This window comes from Flavobacterium sp. RHBU_24, assembly GCF_046613695.1.
GTDB lineage: Bacteria > Bacteroidota > Bacteroidia > Flavobacteriales > Flavobacteriaceae > Flavobacterium.
The window spans coordinates 1-24125 of the sequence record NZ_JBKJHD010000016.1 but is presented as its reverse complement, the minus strand read 5'-3'; the positions used below and the strand labels follow the sequence as shown (position 1 = coordinate 24125).

Here is a 24125-nt window from a genome sequence, read left to right as displayed (position 1 = left end):
GAGTATTTTTGTATAACTTTCTGTTGTTAATGCTATTTAATGATCTTAAAACAATATACTCAAGGCATGATAAAAATTTTATATAAAATTTTCATTGCACTAATTAACAGGGCACGTGGGGTAGCCAAAACTCTTTGCGCCCTTAACCCAGCCATATGGCTATTACTTTTGTTAGGCAATAATGTAGCAGGTGCCCAGGAAATGGTGTTTACTCCTGTAGAAGGCAGGCAGCAGCTAAACGAAGAAAGAATACGCAATATTATTGAGCTTAAAGACGGCAGGATTGGTGTGTTCACGGAAGGGATGCTTAATATATATGATGGCAGTAGTTTTAAGACCATACACCTTGATGACTTAAATGCAATACCTGTAACATCGTATACCGGCTTTCACCACAGTTATATAGAGAATAACCATTTATGGTTTAAATGCCTGGGCAAACTTTCGCTTATTAATATTTCAAAAGAAAAAAGTGAAAAAGACCCCGGTAAAGTTTTAAAAGAAATGGGTTTTACGGGCGTTCCCGTTGATTTATTTGTAGATAAAGCAAATGATCTTTGGGTGATTAACGATACCGGTGCGTTGCAATGCTATGATAGTGGCTCGAAAAAAAACAGGCTGTTTTTAAAGGATGTAGCCCTAAAAGGCAGTCCTGTCGACAGGGTGTATGATATAGCCTACTGTAATAAAAATATTTACCTGTTTTACAAATCGGGTTTGGTACGCTGTTTTAACCGGTTTACGGCAAAAGAATTGTTTCAAAAGCGTGTTACCGGCAAAAGTCCTGATACATTAAAAGAGTGGATACATACAACTGTAGTTGGTAATTATATTTACATTATTAGGGCGGGCATTTATGAAGGCAGGCTACTAAGGTTCGACACTAGAACACATGAAGTAAAGACATTAATAGATGCTAACGAATACTGGCTCAACACTTTTGCCGCCGATAAAGATGGCGGCTTTATAATGAGCAGCAACAAAGGGCTGTGGCATTTTAACCCCGGTAGTACAAAAGGTACATTATATCCTAAGTTGAAAATTTTAGGCCGTAATGATATTACTACCGAGGTTAGTACGGTTTTATTTGACAGCCGTGGCGGATTTTGGGCAGGAACATTAAATAAGGGGCTCTATTATTATCATCCTGATAGGTTTCGGTTTCCGCAATACCAAAAACAGCTTTTCAAAATATCAGGAGATAATGAGCTCCAGGTTAATTGTTTTACGGATGCCGACGACGGTAAACTGCTTATAGGCACTAACCAGGGGCTCTTTACCACCCCTCTTCCGCTTACCAGTTCATCAGTAATGGAACACTTGCTGCCGGGGGTATACTGTAATGCCCTCGTTAAAGACTCACGGGGATGTATTTGGCTATCCACTCCGGTGGGGCTATATGTCCGGGAGAGGGATGGTGCCTTACGCCTCAGGTATCCTAAAGCTACAAATTATGTGTATGAGGCCACAGATTCCGCAATATATGTAGGTACAGAAAATGAAGGGTTGCTGCGATGGACCAAGGCATCTGAATCTTTTGAATGTATTTATACGGGAACAAAAATATCTCATATACAGCAATTTACAGAGTGGCGTGGGTTTTTAGCAGGGTTATCTTCCGGTGGACCTTTTATAATGGATTTAAAAACCCATAAAATTACAGTATCGACAGGCAAAAATGATAAGAAGCTGCCCATGTTTGGCAGGAAGAGCCATCGCTATACCTGTATTTTTACTGATTCAGCGCAGGATTTATGGGTGGGTACCTATGACGGGCTTACCATGTGGGACAGCAAAAACAAAAAGCTATACCGGATGGACACCCAGACCGGATTAATAAATAACAGTATCAAGGCGATTATTGAGGATGAGGACCATGCCATTTGGGTTACCACATCCAGAGGGGTAAGCCATATTATAAAAAACTGTTCCGGCGCTAATTGTACCTTTAGTGTCATAAACCATTATAAGCACACCGGTATTATAGAACATCCCTTTACAGAAAGGGCTGCGTTTCTTTCACCGGTATCCGGGCTGTTTTTTGGGGCTATAGATGGCATGAATAACATCCCGCAAAGTTCTGCCGGAATAAAGCAGCGTTACCTCAGGCCAACATTTCTTAACCTAAAGCTTTTTGGAAAAAATGTTGCAGCCGGTAGCGCAGATAATGATAATATACTAACAAATGCATTGAACGCTACCGATACCCTGCGGCTTAACTATAAACAAAATTTTATCAGCATCGGCTATTCAGGCCTCAATTATATTAATCCGTCTGAAAGCCATTTCCGGTATAAACTGGAGGGTATTGATGACGACTGGAGGGTGGAAGCCCCCCCGTCAGATTATGGCGAAGCAACTTATACCGGACTTGCCCCGGGCGAATACGTTTTTAAATTAGAAGCAAGCCCCGACGGTATTCACTGGGTAAATAAACCTAAAACTATGGTGGTGGTAATTGCGCCCCCCATTTGGAAAACAACCTCTGCCAAGCTATTGTACGGCATCATAGGATGCTGTTTTATATGGCTATTATACAGGTATATAGTAAAGCGCAGCGCGCTAAAGCGTGAGAAGCAGCATGCCGAAGCTGTTGAAAAAGCCAAGTCAGACTTTATAACAAATATGAGCCATGAATTACGTACGCCTTTATCGTTGATTATAACCCCGCTCAGGGCACTAATACAAAAAGTACCCGACCGCAACCTTAAAGCTGAACTAAGGCGTATAGGCAATAATGCTAATTTATTGCTGGATACGGTAAACCAATTGCTGGAATTTAAAAAAATAGATGCCGCAAATGAAGTATTGCACCCTCACTTTTGTGGCAGCCTCAATTTTATAAGTGAGATATGCGACGCTTACTCTGAAATGGCCGATGAAAAACAAATTGCGTTTACTCAGGAAATATTTGAGGGCGACCTGCACATCCATATTGACAAGCAAAAGGTTAAGAGGATAATAGTTAACCTACTGTCAAACGCTATTAAATTTACACCTGTAGGCGGCAGGGTTACGCTCTCTGCAACTTTTAACGAGGCTACCGAAGAGTTAAACATAGCAGTTAAGGATACCGGTACAGGTATACAGCCGGGAGAATTAGACCGCATTTTTGAGCGATTTTACCAGGCTGACAACCAAGATGACAATCCTATAGGCAGCGGTATAGGGTTATTTATGGTAAAACAATATGTAGACCTGCATCGGGGCTCCATAACTGTAGAGAGTACCCCAGGGAGTGGCACCTGCTTTAAGGTACTTTTATCTGGTAAGGAAGAAAACACAGATGTGCTGCATACGCCTGGCCATGTAAATGATAAAAAAACGGTATTGTTAGTAGAAGACCATCCTGGTTTCCGCACCTACATAAGCAGTGAATTGTCGTCATATTATAATATAATAACAGCCGAAAACGGTAAAATAGGATTAGAAAAAACGCTACAGTATTTACCTGACATAGTTATAAGCGATATGATGATGCCTGAAATGGACGGGGCAGCATTTTGCAAAGCCCTTAGAAATAATATTTCAATAAGCCACACACCAGTAATAATGTTAACCGGGAGGACCTCTGATGAAGCCCGTTTTGAAGGATATGAATCCGGGGCCGATGCATATCTTGTAAAACCATTTGATATTAAATTCTTATTGCTGCGTATTGCCAAACTGTTAGAAATGAACTATACAAGGCATAAAACCTTCATAAATGAGAAAGATGTAAAGGCAGGATCAATTACCACAAACCCGCTTGATAAGGAATTGCTTGAACGGGCACTTAGGTTTGTAGACAAAAACCTATCTAACCCAGATTACTCAGTAGAGAAATTTAGCACAGATATGGGTATGGACCGTACTGGCCTTTACAGAAAATTAGTAGCACTTACCGGATATCCCCCTATTAATTTTATTCGTTCCATCCGCCTTAAAAAAGCAGCTGAATTGCTTTCTGAAAGTAACATGGCCATAGCCGATATTGCCGAAGCAGTAGGCTTTAACAGTATGTCTTATTTTTCTAAATGTTTCCACGACTCATTTAGTAAGACCCCGAGCCAATACAGAGAGGAAAAAATTTCTAAAAATTAAAATAGCACAGTTACTTTAACACCCTAAATTGCCATCACGACTAAATTATTTAAACATCTTTTAAATGATTACTATTGCAGGTTTCTTGATAATAAAACAGCACAATCAGGCATCTGTCAAAGTTTTCTTAATAAATACTTTAAATATTACCATATCAAAAGTATAAGTAAACTAAATAAAAAGGCTTTTAAACTAAACCCTTATTTATCAATATGTAATTTAAACCTGATATTTTTAATTTTATTAAAAACAAACCTAAATATAAATTATTAAATATCAATAATTTAAAGCAGCCTTAAATCACATTTCAACATTTGTTACAATTGTTTCAACATTTGTAAAAATCTTAATTATTGTAATATTCTATTTTTAACCCAGTGAACTATTACGATGTAGTAGCATGGTGCGGGAAAATTAATACCAATATAAATTTTTATAAATGAAACAAATCTGCCTGATGCTTGTGCTTGCAGTATCGTCCTTGAATGTATATGCACAATCTTTTCAAAAAACCCAATTTGGAGTAAAAACCGTTGCAAATGGCAATGATGTAGAAGTGCAATTCTATAGCCCCACTATAGTGCGTATTATTAAAGTACCTACAGGCAAAACATTTATAAAGCAAAGCCTGTCTGTGATACTGCCTCCATCTAAAACGGCGTTTGCAACAAAGCAAACTGGCAATGTTGTTACGCTTAGATCAAATAAACTAAGTGTTTCTGTAGAACTTTCTACGGGAGCCGTAGAATTTTCATCCCCCACCGGGCAGGCCTTGTTGAAAGAGAAAGGTAACGGTACAAAACTTACCCCCTTTGATGATGCCGGCGCAAGCACGTATAACGTTTACCAGTCCTTTACTTTAGACAAAGACGAACCCATCTACGGGCTTGGCCAGCACCAGCGGGGCGACCTGAGCCAGCGCAACCAAAAATACCACCTGGAACAGGGTAATGTAGAAGATGCGGTAACCTTTTTTCAGTCAGTAAAAGGCTATGGATTATTTTGGGATAATTATTCCCCAACAGAATTTGTTGACGATGCTAATGAAACATCATTTAAATCGCAAGTAGGTGACGGTGTAGATTATTATTTTATGTACGGCGGCACTGCCGACGGTGTTATTGCCAATATGCGTGAACTTACCGGCAAGGTGCCTATGTTCCCGTTGTGGACATATGGTTTCTGGCAAAGCAGGGAGCGCTACAAAAGCCAGGCAGAACTTACAGATGTAGTTAAAAAATATCGTGAGCTAAATGTACCATTAGATGGTATTATACAGGACTGGCAATACTGGGGCAATAATTACCTGTGGAATGCCATGGACTTTTTAAATCCGGAGTTTCCCAATGGAAAAAAGATGGCCGATGACGTGCATGCACTCAATGCGCACCTTATTATCTCTATATGGTCTTCTTTTGGCCCAAAAACAAAACAGTACCGTGATATGGATGCGAAAGGTATGCTGTTTAATATCAAAACCTGGCCCGAGTCGGGCTTGGAAACGTGGCCTCCTAATATGGATTATCCGTCGGGCGTAAGGGTGTATGACGTATACAACCCCGCAGCCCGCGACATTTATTGGAAGTATGCCAATGAAGGCCTGTTTGCAAAGGGCATCGACGGGTGGTGGATGGATTCTACCGAGCCCGACCATTTTAATCCTAAACCATCTGATTATGACACCAAAACCTATCTTGGTTCTTTCCGCAAAGTGCGTAACGCGTTTCCACTTATGACTGTTGGCGGCATGTACGACCACCAGCGCCAGACCACTTCAGATAAGCGTGTGTTCATCCTTACAAGGTCGGCTTTTGCAGGCCAGCAGCGATACGGTGCCAACACATGGTCAGGCGATACGGGTTCAAGCTGGGAAAACCTACGCAAGCAGATACCTGCAGGGTTAAACTTTTCATTAACAGGTATGCCCCACTGGAACTCTGATATAGGCGGCTTTTTTGCAGGCGCTTATAACCATGGCAAATACCAGGGAGCCGGCGCTAAAAACCCTTCGTATCAGGAACTGTATGTGCGATGGATGCAGTTTGGGGCCTTTAATCCTATGATGCGCTCGCATGGTACTGATATACCGCGTGAAATTTATCAATTCGGAAATAAAGGTGAGCCAATATACGACGCGATAGATAAGTCTATAAACCTGCGCTATGCACTCTTGCCGTATATTTATTCTGTATCCTGGGACGTTAGCAAAAACCAGTCAACCTTTATGCGTGCCCTTTTCATGGACTTTGTAAATGATAAAAAGGTATGGGACATAAATGACGAATATATGTTTGGTAAATCTATCCTAGTGGCTCCTGTAGTAAATGCCCAGTATACCCCGGAAACAGTTGTAAAGGTAGATGAACAGACCGGATGGAACAAGCAGGACGGTAAGGATGCACCGGCTAAAGCGGAGGTAGATTTTACCACTAAAAAATCAACACAGGTATACCTGCCGGCGGGTACTGTATGGTACGACTACTGGACTAACGAAAAATATAACGGCGGCCAGGAAATCACCAGGCCAACAACTATTGATATCGTTCCGCTATATATACGGGCCGGGGCAATAATTCCTACCGGGCCGCAGGTGCAATATGCCACTGAAAAAAAGTGGGATAATCTCGAAATAAAAGTGTACCCCGGCGCTAATGGCTCTTTTGTATTATATGAGGATGAGTTTGACAACTACAATTATGAAAAAGGCGCGTATACTGAGATCGATTTTTCATGGAATGACGCGTCAAAAAAACTTACCATAGCTAACCGTAAAGGCTCTTATAACGGAATGCTCCAAAACCGAAAATTCACAATTGTGTTACCTACAGGCGAAAATAAAACCGTAACCTACACCGGTAAAAAGACAGAAATAAAATTTTAATTTCTAACTAATAAAACCTAAAGCCTGTACTGGGCAGGCTTTTAGGTTTCATATAAATATAACTAATTAAAATTCTCCCTATTATGAAATCATGAATACAATAAAAAAATTTCGCTCTTTACGAAAACGTTTGCGTAGTGCGTCATTAAGAATCACACTAACATTAAATCAACTATTTATGAATGAATTTTACAAAAGTTACCACGCCATCAAAAAAGGGTCGGTTATCCCTATATTGGCCCTGGTGATAAATATGCTGTTCAGTTCTTATGCTATAGCTGCTTCGACAGCAAAAGCTGCCTATTTTCAACAAAATATAACCGGTACTATAACCTCTAAAACCGATGGCATGCCGTTGCCCGGAGCCACTATCCTGATTAAAGGAACACAGATTGCAACTACTACCGACCTGGATGGTAAATACACTATTGATGCCCCAGCCGATGCAGTATTTATTATTTCGTATATCGGGTTTATAAATCAGGAAGTTGCTGTAAATGGCCAAACTACTGTTGATGTGGCATTACAGGAAGATGTACAGCAACTTGATGAAGTAGTAGTTATTGGCTACGGCAAGCAAAAAGCCGGAGATGTAACCAGTGCAGTAGCCAGTGTAAAGGCAGACAAATTTACACAGGGGCAGGTGCGTGATGCCGGGCAACTGATAACAGGAAAAGTTGCAGGCTTAAATGTTACCAATGCGAGCGGCGACCCTAATGCAACGACCACAATAAAATTAAGGGGCAACAATACATTGGCCGGGGCTTATTCTGACCCGCTAGTATTAATAGACGGGGTGCCCGGATGGCTAAATACTGTGGCCCCGGAAGATATAGAAAGTATTGATGTGTTAAAAGACGGATCGGCTGCAGCAATTTATGGCGTGCGTGGTACAAATGGGGTAATTTTAATTACCACTAAAAAAGCTAAAGGGGCACAAATAAACAGCGTTGAATATTCCAGCTATATCAGTACGGCACAAAATGCCCGGAAACTTGATTTTTTAAGCGCACAGCAATTCAGGGAACTGTATCCGGAAGCGGATAATGGTGCTAATGTAAACTGGCTTGATGAAATTTCAAGAACGCCGGTAACCCACGTTCATAACCTTTCTTTCCAGGGAGGAAGCTCGCAAACCAACTACATAGCAAATCTTAACTACAACAGCCAGGAAGGTGTTTTTTTAGAATCGAACAATAAAACATTCAGGGGGCGTATAGAAGTTAACCATAAGATGTTTGATGACAAGTTAAAAATACGATTTTCAATTTTAGGCAGGGAAGCCTATACCAATGGTAATTTTGGAAATTGGGTATATTATTCGGCCCTGAGGCGCAATCCTACAGACCCTATTAAAAATGCAGACGGCTCATGGCATGAAAACCTGAATAAACTTGGGTATGAAAACCCGTTAGCTTTACTTTATGAAGCCGATGGCAATACAAAAACAACCGAAATGCGCTATACCAGCACACTTACCTATAACCCTATTAAGGATCTTACCTTAAATGCAAATTTTTCATACAGGCGCCAGCCCAGTACTAACGGCAACTCGACAACATTAAACCATATTGCAAATGTGCGTGATAATGCAGGAGTAACGGCCTCTATAGGCGGGTATACAGATACTGAAAAACTTATGGAACTTACTGCGACCTATGATAAGGTTATTGGCAAAAATAAATTCACAGTACTGGGTGGGTACAGCTATATAGAAAATGGCGGAGAATCGTGGAATATGTTTAACAAGTTAATCCAGGACGATGTCTTTGGAGGGTGGCATAACATAGGATCCGGTGCGGGTATACAGGAAGGCCTGGCAACTATGGGGTCTGGAAAATGGAGAACCAACCTTATTAGTTTCTTTACCAGGGCTACCTATGCTTTTGATGATAAATATCTTTTAATGGCCAGTGTTCGCTACGAGGGAGCCAGCCAGCTTTGGGGTACCGATAACGCCTGGGGTACATTCCCTGCAGTTTCTGTAGGCTGGAAAATTACAAACGAAAGTTTTATGAAAGACCAAAAAATATTTAATGACCTCAAGTTGCGAGCAGGCTACGGTGTTACCGGCTCACAGCCATCGGAGTCATTCCTTGGGGTATCCATGCTGCAATATGGCGATTATGCTTATGTAAACGGCCAGTGGATACGCACCATCATACCAGCATCTAACCCCAACCCTGACCTGAAGTGGGAGGAAAAAAGGGAAACTAACATAGGTGTTGACTGGAGTTCGCTGGGTGGCCGCATTTCCGGTTCAATAGATGCTTACAGCCGCAACGTGGTAGGGCTTTTATACAGGTACACCGTACCAACCCCGCCAAACCTGTTTAATACAACTGTAGCAAACGGAGGTAATATGGTAAACCGCGGTGTTGAAGTATTAATTAATGCAACCCCTGTGGAAACTACCGATTTTACCTGGAGCACAACGGTAACCTACTCAGTAAACGATAACCAGCTTAAGAGCCTTAACGGCAGCGTATTTAAAACTGACTTTGACTATTTTGACACGGGATGGACACCTTATGAAGGCCAGGGCACCAGCTCGCACAGGGCACAGGTAGGCCAGCCAATAGGTAATTTTTATGGTTTTAAAGTGGTAGATGTGGATGCTGGTGGCAAATGGATATATGAAGACCGCAATGGCGAAAGGATACCTTATGATGAGTTTACACATGCCCCTGAAGACAGGCATTACCTGGGTAATGGTATACCAAAATGGTATGCAGGCTTTAATAATACCCTTAAATATAAAAATATCGATTTTACGGTAAATATGCGTGGTGCATTTAATTACCAGGTATTAAACGAGCCACGCATGAACTTTGAAGGTACACAGAACGGTTACCGCGATAACAGGCTTACCTCTGTTAATGACAAAGTCTTTGGAAAAACAACATTAAGCCCTTCTGTAGGCGCTGAGTACAACAGCTATTATATAGAAGACGGCGATTACTGGAAAATAGACAACATAACGTTAGGATATACATTTAACAAATTTAAAAGCACCTTTAAAGACATAAGGATTTACGGTTCGGTAAACAATGCCTTTATTATTACAGGCTACAAAGGCATTGACCCGGAGGTGAGCACTTCCGGCCTGGATCCAGGGATAGACAGGAGAGAAAAATTTCCTACTACCCGCACATTCGCCTTTGGTGTAACAGCCCGCTTTTAACAATTAAAAACAACTGTAATGAAAACAAATAAACTCTTTTTAGCGGCCTCACTGGCATTTCTCTTAAGCGCTACCTCATGCACCGAACTGCTTGATGAAAGCTACGGTAAGGTAGTGTCTGAAAATTACACACCAAAGTCAGAACTCGAAATCAGCGCGCTGGTAAATGCGGCTTACATCCCGTGGCGCAAAACCATGCTGTTATGGAACGGCGTAGTACGCACACAGGAGCTTTCTGCCGACCAGGATGTGATACCTGCCCGAATAGGTATTGGATGGCTTGACGGCTATATATATAAAAGGTGGCACCAGCACACCTGGACCACAAATGATGATGGTATGTGGCAGCCCTGGACCCGGACTTATGAGGGCATTAATAATACCAACAGGATTATTGCCCAAATTGAAGAGGGCCTTATAGTGCTTCCATCAGAGGAGCAAAAACAAGCGCTGCTGGCAGAACTGCACGTACTCAGGGCGTCATACTACTACATACTAGTAGACCTTTTTGGTAACGTGCCACTGGTTACAGATTTCCGTGATACTTCGCTTCCGCAGCAATCAACCAGGGCCGAGGTATTTGATTACATAATAAGCGAAATCAATGAAAACATCAACCTGCTATCTGATGAGCCAAGAGGTTACTACTATGGCAGGATGAATAAATGGGTTGCCCACACCCTACTGGCTAAAATGTATCTTAATGCCCAAGTATGGCGCGGTGAGGCTATGTGGCAGCAATGTATTGCTGAGTGTGATCTTGTAATGGCATCCGGGCATTACACACTGGAAACAAACCAGAAAAATATTTTTATTACCGAGAACCAAAATTCAAAGGAAATAATATTTGCCCTGCCGATGGACGAACTTTATGTAACCGACTGGAATGCCTTTGACTTCCATATGCAAACCCTTGCACAGGAAAGCCAGCAAACCTACAGTATGACGTATGCACCGTGGGGCGGAGTATGTGCCATACCGCAGTTTATTGAATCTTTTAACCCCGAAGACAAGCGGCTTGAACAAAATTATATTAAAGGGCCTCAGTTTGCCCGTAATGGCGACCCGTTAAGCATAAACTATACTAACAGTGTACCTTCTATAGATGAATCTGACAAAGACGATGGCTACCGATGGGGTAAGTTTGAAATTAAGATTGGCGCCCAAAACCGCCTGGGTAATGATTTTCCGGTATTTAGGTATGCCGATATATTGCTAATGAAAGCAGAAGCACTAATGCGTTCAGGCCAGGGAGGCGCAGGTGCATTGGTTACACAGGTAAGAATGAGGGATTTTGATAACCCAAACCTTGCGGTTGTAACAGACGAACAATTAACCCAGGGAAGTACCTATGATTATGGCCGCAGGGATACCTACTCTGAAACGCATGACGGCGGAGCCGATATTACATTTGGCCGGTTTCTTGATGAACTGGGGTGGGAGTTTTGCCAGGAAGGCCGCCGCCGCCAGGATTTAGTGCGCTTTGGGGTATTTACTACAAAATCATGGTTCTCCCACGACCCGTCTAACACTAACAGGAACCTGTACCCAATACCGCTGCAGGCCATGCAAACCAACAGTAACCTTGTGCAAAACCCGGGTTACGGCGATTAAGTATAACAGATTGTTTAGTTTGGAGGTTTTGCCTGTAGGTTTAATAATTAAGTTATTTTACCTGCGGGCATTACTTATAAAATAAATTATTCTAATAATGATTGATAATACAAGATTTTAAAAAAGATGAAAAAGCATATTTTAAATCTATTACCTTAGCAGAATTTTGGTTGATTATGATATAAGTACCATTTATTGAGCAATACATTATAAGGGTAAGTACCGAATTAATAATTTTAAATTGGCATATTCTCCACGTGTTGTGATTAAACAGGCTGAATATGAACAAAATTAGTGATTTATTTTTTTTATATTAAATAATAAGTCCAAGACACAAAGTTTTAACTCGCAATGTTTTACATACGTTATCATGTTTTGGTTTCAATTTAATGGTTATGTGCAAATAACACAACATGTACATAATGACAATAGAATAATGAAAATGGAGCCTATAATTTGGTCAATATTGGTAAATGATTAAAAATGAAAAACTTAAAATATAGTTTTATATGCTTTTGTATCTTCATAAATTATGTTTTTTCACAAGGTAAATTTGATAACTACCAATTTAGGAATATACAGGAAACCAGTTCTAAAAGGGCAATCTCGTCAATTGTTCAGGACAATGACGGTTTTTTTTGGATTGGTACAGTAGGTTCGGGTTTGTTCCGATACGATGGTGTTAACTATGTAGGGTACCGGTATGACCAAAAAAAAACAAGTACCATAAACAGTGATGTTGTCTTTACCACGTTTGTAGACTCTTATAATAATTTGTGGGTGGGCACCGATGAAGGATTGTGTTTATACAACAGGGATTTAGATAATTTTATTAAAATTACTATTGATGACAGCATTACAAACGGGCTTCATGACCCGGTTACGATAAAAACTATTGTTCAGGATAACAATGGCAATTTAATTCTTGGCACCTATGGTTTCGGGTTATTTAAACTTAATGTTAAAACTCAGAAAGCTATTGCCATCAGGTCGAAACTATGGCAAAAACCAAATTTTTTGATAAAATGTTCGGCGAAGAGCAGGCAGGGGATTGTTTATTTGGGAACCAGCTACGGACTTTTTGCGTTGGATTCAAATGGAGCTATAACTCAGGTTTATGCCGACAAATTTAAAAGAACGCCTATTTCAGATGATATTGAAAGCATGGTGATAGATAAATTTGGGTATATCTGGCTCGGGACATTTTCAAATGGTTTGATAAAAATTAAACCTGAAATGGATAGTTATGAGTATGAAAATCATGCTGTTACCAAAAATAAAATATTATCTGTTTTACAAAGTAGTAAGGATTATATTATTTGCGGCACCGAAAATGACGGATTACTGATTGTTGACTACAAAGGCCGGGTAATAAAAAAATATCTGTATAATAAATACAATGATTTTAGCCTGAAGTCTAATTCGGTATGGTCCTTATATGAAGATAAGGAGAAACGGCTGTGGTTAGGCTATTACAATAAAGGGCTTGGTGTATTTGATAAACCTAACAGCAAATTCACTGCAATAGAATCACTTGTAAATAATGATAATTCGCTGCAAACAAGCTATGTAACATCTGTTGTAAAAGATAAGGAAGACCGGTTATTAATAAGCACCGAAGGGGGCGGTTTAGATATCTATAATCTACGCAACAAAAATTTCATCCACGTTAATCAAGAAAATCAGAGTTACTACTCAGGCTTAGATGCGCATTATATACAGACTATATTTATAGACAGCAAACAGAACATTTGGATAGGGAGCTGGGACCGTGGTATTTACTGTTTAAAAAGTGGTACCACGAAGTTTATAAATTACAACACAAGAAATACCCCGGGGTTAAAATCAAACAGGGTATTTAGTTTTTCAGAAGATTCCACGGGCAGAATCTGGATTGGAACCTTTGTAAAAGGGTTGCATTATTTTGATAGCGGGAGCAATACATTTGTTCATTGCAATTCTAAGCCTTTTGTAGACAATGGATTAGATAATTCTTTTATACGTAAGGTTTTAGTAGATTCTGATGATGTTTTATGGGTGGGAACCGTATTGGGGCTCTACAAGGTACATTTTACAGCCGGCTCAGGTTTTAAGGTAACGCCTATGCGAAGCGCAATGTTAAGTAACATGCCAAAACATAAAAGTATTCAGACCATCTTATCCATTTATGAATCTAACGACAAAACAATTTGGATAGGAACTGATGGAGGAGGGTTGTTTAGCTACAACAAAAAGAACGGGCGGTTTTTAAATTATAATGATTTTCAGGGTTTTACAGATAAATCTATACGTGCTATAGTTTCTGATAATAACGGTTCTTTATGGGTAAGCGGCGGAAATGGGCTGACGAAACTTGATCTTAAAAACAAGATAAGTACAAATTTTAATAAAGATGACGGCCTTATAGATAATGATTTTAATAATAATTCTGTTTTTAAAGACGGGAACGGAGAGTTATATTTTGGGGGTTATGAAGGAGTAAATTATTTTAACCCTAACCAAATCAAAAAAACAGAGAAATCACCAAGGCTATATTTTAGTGATTTTAAATTATTTAATTTTTCTGTAAAGCCGCAGGAAGATTCTTCACCTTTGTCTAAAGTAATTTCCCAAACCAAAGAAATTACGCTTAACCATTCGCAATCAGTATTCACCATAGAATATGTAGGGATTGACTATAATTTCCCAAAAAAAATCCAGTACGCATATTACCTTGAAGGTTTTGAAAAAAGCTGGAATTATGTGGGTAATAAAAGGAGTGCCACTTACACTAACTTGCCCCCGGGAGAATATGTATTTAAGGTAAAATCTGCTAATGGCAACGCTTCGTGGAACAAGGTGCCTTTAGAGCTAAAAATAAGCATTTTACCACCCTGGTGGAAAACGTTCTGGGCATATATTGCCTATACATTACTTTTATTTTCTGTGGTAGTATATCTTAATAAAATTTACCAGGACCGTTTTAAAACTAAACAGGCTATAATTTTAGAAAAGGAGAAATTAGTTCAGACAGAAAATTTAAACAATAAGAAATTACAATTCTTTACAAATATATCACACGAGTTCAGGACACCCCTGACCTTAATAATTAATCCTTTAGAAGATATTTTAAAGAACAAGGGGGTTCCACCGGAAATAATAAGCAAATTAAAAACAATCCATAAAAGTTCCAGCAGGCTGTCAAGATTAATTAATGAGCTTATGGACTTTAATAAAATACAGTTTAATAAAATACCGCTTAAAGTCAGGAAAATTGAATTAATTGGATTCACAAAAGATGTTATAAGCTATTTTGATGATGAGGCAATTGCCAGGAACATTTCGCTTAGTTTTAAACCTGACACAGATGAGCTCGAAGACTGGCTTGACCCCAACATGCTTGAAAAAATAATTTTTAATATTCTTTCAAATGCGTTTAAGTTTACTCCGGATGATGGATTTATAACGGTTACTATTGAAAAATCCGGTGCAGATAGTTTATTAGTTCTTGACGGGGATACGGTACCATCGATTTCAATTTCAATAAAAAATACCGGTTCAGGAATAAATGAAAATGACCTGGAAAGGATTTTTGACCGGTTTTACCAGGTAGGTAATTTAAATAAAGAATACTACGGCAGTACCGGGATTGGGCTTGAGGTTGTAAAAGAATTTGTTGAATTACACAGGGGTAAAATAAATGTTGAAAGCAAAGAGGGAGAGGGCACAACATTTAAAATTATATTTCCGGTAGGCAATTCTTTCTACAATGAAAGTGAAATAGTTCATGAATCTTACAGGCGTGAAAAATATGATAACAAGCTAATAACTGAACAAGATGGAAACAAGGAGGTGGATTATGACTTTGATGAGGAAGTGGAAGAAGAGGTTATAAAAACCAGTACTGTTTTAATTGTTGAAGATAATGTAGCACTTAGAACCTACCTTAAGGAAGAACTTAGCAAGTTGTATAAGGTAATTGTAGCAGAGAATGGTAAAAAAGGTTATAATCTTGCTGTTGAGAGATTGCCTGATTTAATTATAACTGATGTAGTTATGCCGGTTATGGATGGTTTGCAGTTATGTAAACAGATTAAAGGAGACATAAAAACAAGCCACATCCCTTTATTGATGCTCTCGGCAAAAGCTATGGTGAAAGACAAGTTGGAAGGAATTGATTCCGGAGCTGATATGTATTTAAGTAAGCCTTTTGAGTTAGATGTCTTAAAAGCCAGCCTGGCGCAGCTTATTACAAGCAGGCAAATTATTTTTAAGAAGTTTTATACCGGAATTACAAAATTAGGGATGGATAAAACTACGACCCTTGATAATGAATTTATTCAAAAAATCCTGCGCTATATTAATGAGAACATAAGCGACCCAGAGTTAAATGTAGATTTCTTGTCTGAAAAAATTTTCCTGAGCAGAAGCCAGCTATATCGGAAAATAAAAACACTTACCGGTGTTTCGGTTAATGAATTTGTTAGAAATGTACGGTTGGAAAAAGCAAAGCAGCTGATAGAATTAGGTAATAATAATATCAATGAAATAACCTATATAGTAGGTTTTACTTCGCCGTCTTATTTCTCTAAATGTTATAAGGCTAAATATGGTCACCTCCCCAAGCAACATAAAAAGCCAAAAGAATAAATAAGGGTTACTGCTTATTTAGATATTTAATCCCAAGCCTCAATTTACGTTGAGGCTTTTTGCATTTAACCTTAATTGCATTAAGTATCCATCTATACCTCTCTTATTGCTTAAATATGTTTTTAAGAAAAATATCATTGTTTTTTTATGGGTATAATATTTTTTAATGAGGTTTTATAGCAATAATTCAGCAATGTTTTTATTGCCAAGAGATTGAGTTTTGCTCATAATGGACTTCCGGGAGCTTATTATGCAACAAATATGCTATAAAATGCTTTATTTATTTCATAATTCCGGGCATGAACAATCTACATTCGTCGGGTAATTTAATCAATAATTTAAATGCCCCTATCCTTAAGACGTTTTTCGGGCAGCAGCATTTAAAGACTATAACCCTAACAGTAATTTATAATCAACAACAAAATCTATGCAAAAAATTACATTAAAAAATCTCCTGTGTTTAATTATATGTATGTGGGCGAACTTTCTCTTTGCCCAGACCATTAAAGGTAAAGTAGCTTCAGATGGTGTGGCTTTGCCGGGCGTTAGCGTATTGGTAGAAGGGACAAGCAACGCAACGGTTACAGATACTGAAGGTAACTTTGTTTTAAACAATGTAGCACAGGGGGCTAACCTTCTTTTTACGTATGTAGGCTACAAAAGCGTATCGATGCAGGCAGATGCGCAATCGGTAATGCAGGTAAACATGGTTTTTGAAGCTGAAAAGTTAAACGAGGTAGTTATCGTGGGATATGGTACGTCTAAAAGGAAAGATATCAATGGCGCAGTATCTTCAATTAAGGCCTCTGAAATCCAGGGTAAGCCTTTTACGTCTATAGACCAGGCGCTTGTAGGGAAGGCTGCAGGGGTAAACGTTACGCAAAACTCAGGTACCCCCGGTGGAGGGATCTCAGTACAGATTAGGGGGATTACGTCTATTAACGGAAATGAGCCCCTGTATGTTGTAGACGGTACACCGGTATTTGCTGATAAAAACAATGATTCTTTTTCATTTAGCGCATTGGGCGGTGGCAGCGGGCAAACTAAAAACTCTGCCTTGGCAGGTTTAAATATGTCTGACATAGAATCTATTGATATTTTAAAAGATGCGTCGGCAACCGCTATTTATGGCGCGAATGGCGCGAATGGTGTGGTTTTAATTACGACCAAAAAAGGTAAAAAAGGAAAATCGACCGTTTCTTATGAAACCTATATGGGTGTTCAGCAGGTTATAAATTTTGTCGACGTTTTAAATTTACCACAATACGCAAAATATCAGACTAAAGTTTTAGAGTTAAATGGCGAACCCATCCCATATCAGTATCAAAAGCCAGACCTATTGGGGAGAGGTACTGACTGGCAGGATGAACTTTTTAGAAATGCTGCTATGTACAACCATCAGCTATCGTTTTCGGGCGATAAGGATGGTACAAGATATTATTCATCTATAAATTACTTTGATCAGGAAGGGGTTGTTTTAAATTCAAATTTCAACAGGATGTCTGTCCGGTTAAATGTAGATTCTGACGTGAAGCCATGGTTGAAAATTGGCAATAATGTTTCACTAAGCAGGTCAACCCAAAAAGTTGTGCGGAATGATGACAGGGGCGGTTTAGTTATGAATTCATTAAGGCAATCTCCGGAATTACCGGTACGATATGCGGACGGTTCTTTTGCGGGGCCTGTAAACGGCTTAGGATCCTCGGCAAATGAGGCAACTAACCCGATTGCATTGGCTGAGTACAATAATGCAAAGAATGAAAGGTATAAGATGAATGGAAATCTGTTTGCCGATATTACGCTGATAAAAGGGTTGGTCTACCGGTCGGAGTTGGGGTATGATTTAAATTTTGCAAAAAGCAGTTCGTTTGCGCCAGCCTACACTTTAGGAAACGTTACTGAACTTTTAAACAAATCGTTCAAACAGCAGGACCAAAGCTATTACTGGAACATAAAAAACTATTTAACATATGATAAGAGTTTTAATGATAAGCACAATTTTACCTTATTATTAGGTCAGGAGGCCCAGGAAAGCCGGTATGAATATTTGAGCGGCTACCGAAGTGGGGATTTTTTAAGTTCAGATTTCCCCAATTTAAATTTAGGCGATATTGATACCGCTTTAAATGGAAATGGTTCCGGCAGATGGTCCATGACATCTTACATTTCAAGATTAAATTATGGTTTTTCGGATAGGTATTCACTTACAGCTTCAATGAGGGCAGATGCTTCTTCAAACTTTGGGCCTAATAATAAGTGGGGGTATTTTCCATCACTGTCCGGAGGATGGACTGTGAGTAACGAAAAGTTTTTTGAGCCACTGTTAAACACCATAAATTACTTTAAGTTTAGAGCCGGTTATGGTTCTGTAGGAAATCAAAATATCCCGGCCAACAGGTACCAGACCATACTAACTTTAACCGCATCTCCATTTGGAGGCTCATCGCCAACGATTGATAACTTAGGGAATCCTAATATTAAATGGGAATCGCTAAAATCGTTTAATGCCGGCTTTGATATCGATGTTTTTAACAGCAGGGCTAAATTAGCTGTGGATTACTATATTAAAAATTCATCGGATTTCTTAACGAAACAAATCAATGATGAGTCTAACCAAAGTGCGCTTAACTACTATTTAAACACCGGTAAAATTCAAACAAAAGGAGTTGATTTAACACTTAATACAAGGAATATCGATTCAGGTAATTTCACATGGGAAAGTACCGTCATTTTTTCGAAATATAAAAATGAGTTAACGAGTTTTCAGGGCCAGGGTAAATCGTTGCTGGGCAAAGTACAATTTGACCTCTATACCATTACAAGGACTACCGAGGGACAGCCGGTAGGGCAGTTTTATGGATATGTTACCGAAGGGCTGTTTAAAAATGAGGCTGAGTTAGCTGCCGGGCCTACCCAGGAAGCCGGGACCGCAGTGGGCGATATCCGATTTAAAGACCTTAACGGCGATGGGAAAATTGATTCTAAAGACCAAACAAATATCGGCAGTGCGATACCTGATTTTACCTACTCGTTTACAAACAACTTTAAGTATAAAAACTTTAACCTGTCTATAGTATTAACCGGTAGCCAGGGCAATGAAATATACAACTTTACACGTCATTATATAGACGGTATTTACCCGGGATTTGGAGACAGGTACGGAAACGTAAGTACCAGGGTAATGAATGCATTTGAACCCGGTGTAAATGAGAACACAAATGAGCCCAGGATTACGCTTACAGACCCTAATGGTAATGGAAGGATTTCAAACAGGTTTGTGGAAGACGGTTCTTATTTAAGGGTTCAAAATGTGTCTTTAAGCTATAATTTACCCAGTACTATATTCGAGCACTCTATTTTCTCTTATGTAAGATTTTATGTGAATGTGCAAAATCTATACACCTTCACAAAATATTCAGGTTTTGATCCTGCTTTGGGAAATTTAGATCAAAATATAACATTAAGCGGCATCGATTTAGGCAGGTACCCTGTGCCAAGAACCACATCAGTAGGTGTTGATGTAAGGTTTTAACTAACATTAAAATATTTAACTTATTAATTAATAGTCTTTTAAACAGTATAGTTATGAAAAAACGTTTAAAACTTTCTATAATGGCTATGCTCATAGCATTGCTGTCCTTGTTTTCCTGTTCAGATGAATTTTTAGATGCGCCATCTGAAAACCAGCTTACCCCGGGCGATTTGCCTGAGGGAATAACAGCCTTTGATGGGATTGCCGAGAGTTTATATTTTAAACCCTGGTTTGCCTTTAACGATAAGTTTTTAATTGCCGTAGGAGATATGTATGCGGGAAATGCCTTTACATTTGATGGCGCTTATTCCCAATTCCTAAATGCACAGGTAACATCGCAAAACCCCATCTTAACAGAAGGATACGTTTCATTATTTTCGGTGATTGACCAGTCTAACAACTTAATGAGCCTGGTTGAAGACCAGAGGGATCAATTACCCGATGAATCTTACAGGAGCGCTATAGCGATATCACGGTTTATGAGGGCAAATGCTTATTTTTACCTTGTTAGGACCTTTGGTGCTGTACCTATTGTTGACAGGGCAGGTTCTGCAGCACAGCCAAAAAGAAACCGCGTAGAGGATGTTTATCAGTTTATAAAGCTAGACCTGCAATATGCCGCGGAAAATTTGCCCGAAACTGCCGCAAAAAGAGGATATATTACTAAGCTGGTAGCTAAAGGTATTCTGGCAAAAGTGCATTTAACATTAAATGAATATGCCGAATGTGCTGCGTTAACCGAGGAAATTATGGGTGGGCAATATACCCTTATACAGCAGTATGGAAACTTATTTAGCAGCCCGGAAAACAATAATAGTGCAGAGAGTATGTTTGCGCTGCAATGGAAAGCCATAGCTACCGAATGGGGAACCCAAAATACAAACCAGGCCTATATAGTTCCGGCGGGCACCGGAATAACAGGCGGTAGTGACGGATGGGGCGTTTACCTGCCTTCTATTTCATTGCAAAGTACTTTTGAGCCACAGGATGGGAGAAAGAAGAGTACTATAATGACCGATGGCGACTTTTATCCGGAATTGCTGAGTAGCCAGGGAGGGTTTACGTATACAAAAATACTATCTGCTACAGGAGCTAACTTCAGGAAGTATATTGTAGGTTCTGCTGCCGAAAGAAACGATGTCTTTTTTATGCGCACATCTCAAAACACCATTATATTAAGGTATTCTGATATTTTATTAATGCATGCTGAGGCAATTTTAGCAGGAGCCAGCTCTACAACCGATGCGTCTGCACTCAATGCATTTAACCAGGTAAGGGCCAGGGCGGGATTACCGCTTAAAACGGTACTTACAAGAGATGAGTTATTTAAAGAGAGGCGAACTGAATTTGCACTTGAGGGACAATATTTTTTCGACCTGAAACGCCGTGGCCTTTCTGAAGCAACTGCAATAATATCGCAGCAGGAAGTTGGATTTTATTCTGATGATGCAAGGACAGTTTTAGTTTCAAATATGATTACGCCTTCAAGCACTTACTTTGAATTACCATTGCCGCAATCTGCAATAGACACTAACCCATCGCTGTTAGAACCTCCGGTTGCTTATAACTTTAATTAAATCCTTTATAACATGATAAATAAAATAAAATATAGCCTTATTATACTGTGTGCCCTGGTGTTTTTTACAGGCTGCCAAAAAGACGACGAAGGTACTGCGACTGTAGATGCAATGGTTGCAGAACCCGGCGATTTGCTAAACCAGGCCTACCCCTTAAACAAAGTAAGGGTTGAAGGCAACGGGCTGGCCGGATTAAAGAAGATTACTCTTGATAATACAATTGATGTTGCTTTTAACGCTAATTATAATTCAGACAAGTCTTTTATTTTTACAGTTCCGTTTGATGATGACCTGGGAAGCAGGTTTGGGGTACAGCCAATTACCTTTATTACTGCAAACGGCATAGTTACTAAAAATATTGAAATTTTACAGCCCGTTCCCACTATAACCAATACGGTACCGGCTGTGGCAACGCCCGGTTATCCTTTAGAGGTTGTAGGTACGTGGTTTTATAATGTAACGTCAGTAACATTAGGCGGCACTGCGATAACTTTTTCTGCAAATTCGCCCACTTCAATTATTGTTGCTTTGCCGGCAAACGCGGTATCGGGGTCAGAATTAGTAATTACCACCCCGGGCGGCACGGCATCCACAACAATAGAATTTGCAACCGTAGTTATTGTATCAGATTTTGACGGAGGCGGCGTAAGGGAATCATGGGTTTCTTACGGCGATGTTGAATCGTTTAACGCGGCCACTCCGGGCGGCCCCACGGGCAATTATGCATCACTTACTTGGGCAGGTTCTACCGCAAATGGTTACAATGGCAGTAGCGGAGGCGGAGGCGCTAACTTTTTAAACGCCACAAATAATGATGCCACAAGGACTTTTATAGATATAGATGTCAGTGCAAATGTTATAGGTGCGCAATTTGCTATCCAGCTTAATACAATTGATGGTGTAAACTACGGTTATAATTTTAAAATAACCGATGTAAACTGGACTACCAAGACCCTGTTACTCGCTGATTTTAAAGACAACTATGGGTTCGGAGGTAACTCGGCTGCCGGGCTTGATGCCTCAAAAGTTAACGAAATCAAGGTGGGTATCGCCCAGGGAGATACGCCTAATCCCAGCACAATAAAGTACGATAACATAAAGATACGTTACAATTAATTAACTAATGGGTTTTGGGTTTTATGTTTAAACTGTCATGTAAATCACCATTAAGATTTAAAGGAAACAATAACATGAAACTCATATTACCAAGGAGAATATAATACAATATAAAAGATATGAAAAATATATTTTTACTAGTGTTTACCGGCGCTATGCTTTTTTTAAATTCATGCTCAAAAGATGATAACGAAGGTGCTAATGCGCTGGAAGCGCCTGTAGCAAACCCGGCGAAAGATGTAAACAATACAGGTTTCAGGGCAAAATGGATGTACGTTTCTACCGCCCAAAGCTACCTTTTGGACATTTCTACCAGTGCTGATTTTGAAACATTCCTGCCAGATTACAACTCAAAGCCCGTGACCGATTTAAATGAAGTTGTAGTGGGGTTAGATGGTGGTACCCGTTATTTCTACAGGGTAAGGGCTAAAAGGGATTCCGAAATTTCTGCATATTCTAATGTAATCAGTGTAGTAACCAACGGTGTGAGCAGTATTCCCGAAGACCCTACGTTCCTGAAAGTAAAGGCCAATGCACTACAACATCCATTTTTTGTAGGAATGGCTGTAAAAGCCAGTCAATTGGAAACAGGAAGCCAATATGATGTAATTTTAAAAAATGAATTTAGCAGCATTTCCGCCGAATATGAAATGAAAATGAACCCTATTTCTGTAGCCAGTGGCGTTTATAACTGGGAAGCCGCAGATAAAATTGTTGCTTACGGAAATGACAATGGCATCAACGTGCATGGTCATGCTTTGGTATGGCACGTTGCAGTACCGGATTGGTTAACCAATTATCCGGGTACAGATGCCGAATTTAGTAACGAAGTGCGACAATACATTACCGATGTTGTTACTCATTTTGCAGGGAAAGTAACGTCGTGGGATGTAGTAAACGAAGCAGTAGACGACACTGGTAACCTGAGAAATACGATATTTCTTCAAAGGATGGGGCCAAATTATATTAATCAGTGTTTTCAGTGGGCAAGAGAAGCAGCTGATGCGGCGGGAGATACCGATTTATTATTGTTTTACAACGATTATGCTACTTCAGCTAACATACCAAAACAAAATAAGGTATATGAACTGGTTGATGCATTAAAAGCAAGTAACCTTATAAATGGTGTTGGGTTTCAAATGCACAACACCTACCTAAGCCCTACGAAAGACCAGATAGAAACTGATATTAACAGGGCCGTGAGTAAAGGCTTAAAAATTCATATTTCTGAGCTTGACATACAGGTAAATCCATTTAATGATATTTCGACTTTTACAAATGAAAGAAGGTTAGATCAAAAAGATAAATACAAAGAAATTGTCAAAATATATAATGCAATTCCTTCGGCAAACAAATATGCCCTGACAATCTGGGGGATGAGGGACAATGAATCCTGGATTCCATATAATGCCGAACTTAACCACCCGGGGAACGATTGGCCTTTACTATATGATTCAAATTTTGCAATCAAGAGTGCCCATACCGGATTCCTACAAGGCTTAGATTAAA

9 protein-coding genes are annotated in these 24125 nt (G+C 39.5%); all 9 read left to right on the top strand.

Annotated features, from left to right (window positions below; genetic code table 11):
• The first annotated feature begins 66 nt into the window (after nt 1–66).
• The 9 genes from ACLI09_RS14265 to ACLI09_RS14225 all read left to right on the top strand — a co-directional run bounded on the left by ACLI09_RS14265 (nt 67) and on the right by ACLI09_RS14225 (nt 24124).
• A complete protein-coding gene (locus tag ACLI09_RS14265) occupies nt 67–4083 on the top strand; it encodes an ATP-binding protein (protein ID WP_411420311.1) in 4017 nt (1338 codons plus the stop codon).
• A 439-nt stretch (nt 4084–4522) separates the two neighbouring features.
• Nucleotides 4523–6964, top strand: a complete 2442-nt coding sequence (locus tag ACLI09_RS14260) for a TIM-barrel domain-containing protein (RefSeq protein WP_411420310.1) — start codon at nt 4523–4525, stop codon at nt 6962–6964.
• Between the two features lie 178 nt (nt 6965–7142).
• Nucleotides 7143–10148 (top strand): SusC/RagA family TonB-linked outer membrane protein, encoded by a 3006-nt coding sequence (locus ACLI09_RS14255; protein ID WP_411420309.1) that lies wholly within the window; start codon nt 7143–7145, stop codon nt 10146–10148.
• A gap of 18 nt (nt 10149–10166) precedes the next feature.
• Nucleotides 10167–11762 (top strand): RagB/SusD family nutrient uptake outer membrane protein, encoded by a 1596-nt coding sequence (locus ACLI09_RS14250; protein ID WP_411420308.1) that lies wholly within the window; start codon nt 10167–10169, stop codon nt 11760–11762.
• Between the two features lie 483 nt (nt 11763–12245).
• Nucleotides 12246–16391: a two-component regulator propeller domain-containing protein gene (locus ACLI09_RS14245; RefSeq protein WP_411420307.1), complete on the top strand. Its 4146-nt coding sequence runs from the start codon at nt 12246–12248 to the stop codon at nt 16389–16391.
• A 472-nt stretch (nt 16392–16863) separates the two neighbouring features.
• Complete coding sequence (locus tag ACLI09_RS14240; RefSeq protein WP_411420306.1) at nt 16864–19923, top strand: SusC/RagA family TonB-linked outer membrane protein; 3060 nt, start codon at nt 16864–16866, stop codon at nt 19921–19923.
• A 53-nt stretch (nt 19924–19976) separates the two neighbouring features.
• Nucleotides 19977–21500, top strand: a complete 1524-nt coding sequence (locus ACLI09_RS14235; RefSeq protein WP_411420305.1) for a RagB/SusD family nutrient uptake outer membrane protein — start codon at nt 19977–19979, stop codon at nt 21498–21500.
• Between the two features lie 12 nt (nt 21501–21512).
• Complete coding sequence (locus tag ACLI09_RS14230) at nt 21513–22616, top strand: hypothetical protein (protein WP_411420304.1); 1104 nt, start codon at nt 21513–21515, stop codon at nt 22614–22616.
• A 119-nt stretch (nt 22617–22735) separates the two neighbouring features.
• Nucleotides 22736–24124 carry an endo-1,4-beta-xylanase gene (locus tag ACLI09_RS14225; RefSeq protein WP_411420303.1) on the top strand — a complete coding sequence of 463 codons (1389 nt, stop codon included), beginning with the start codon at nt 22736–22738 and terminating at the stop codon, nt 24122–24124.
• The last annotated feature ends 1 nt before the right edge of the window (nt 24125 follow it).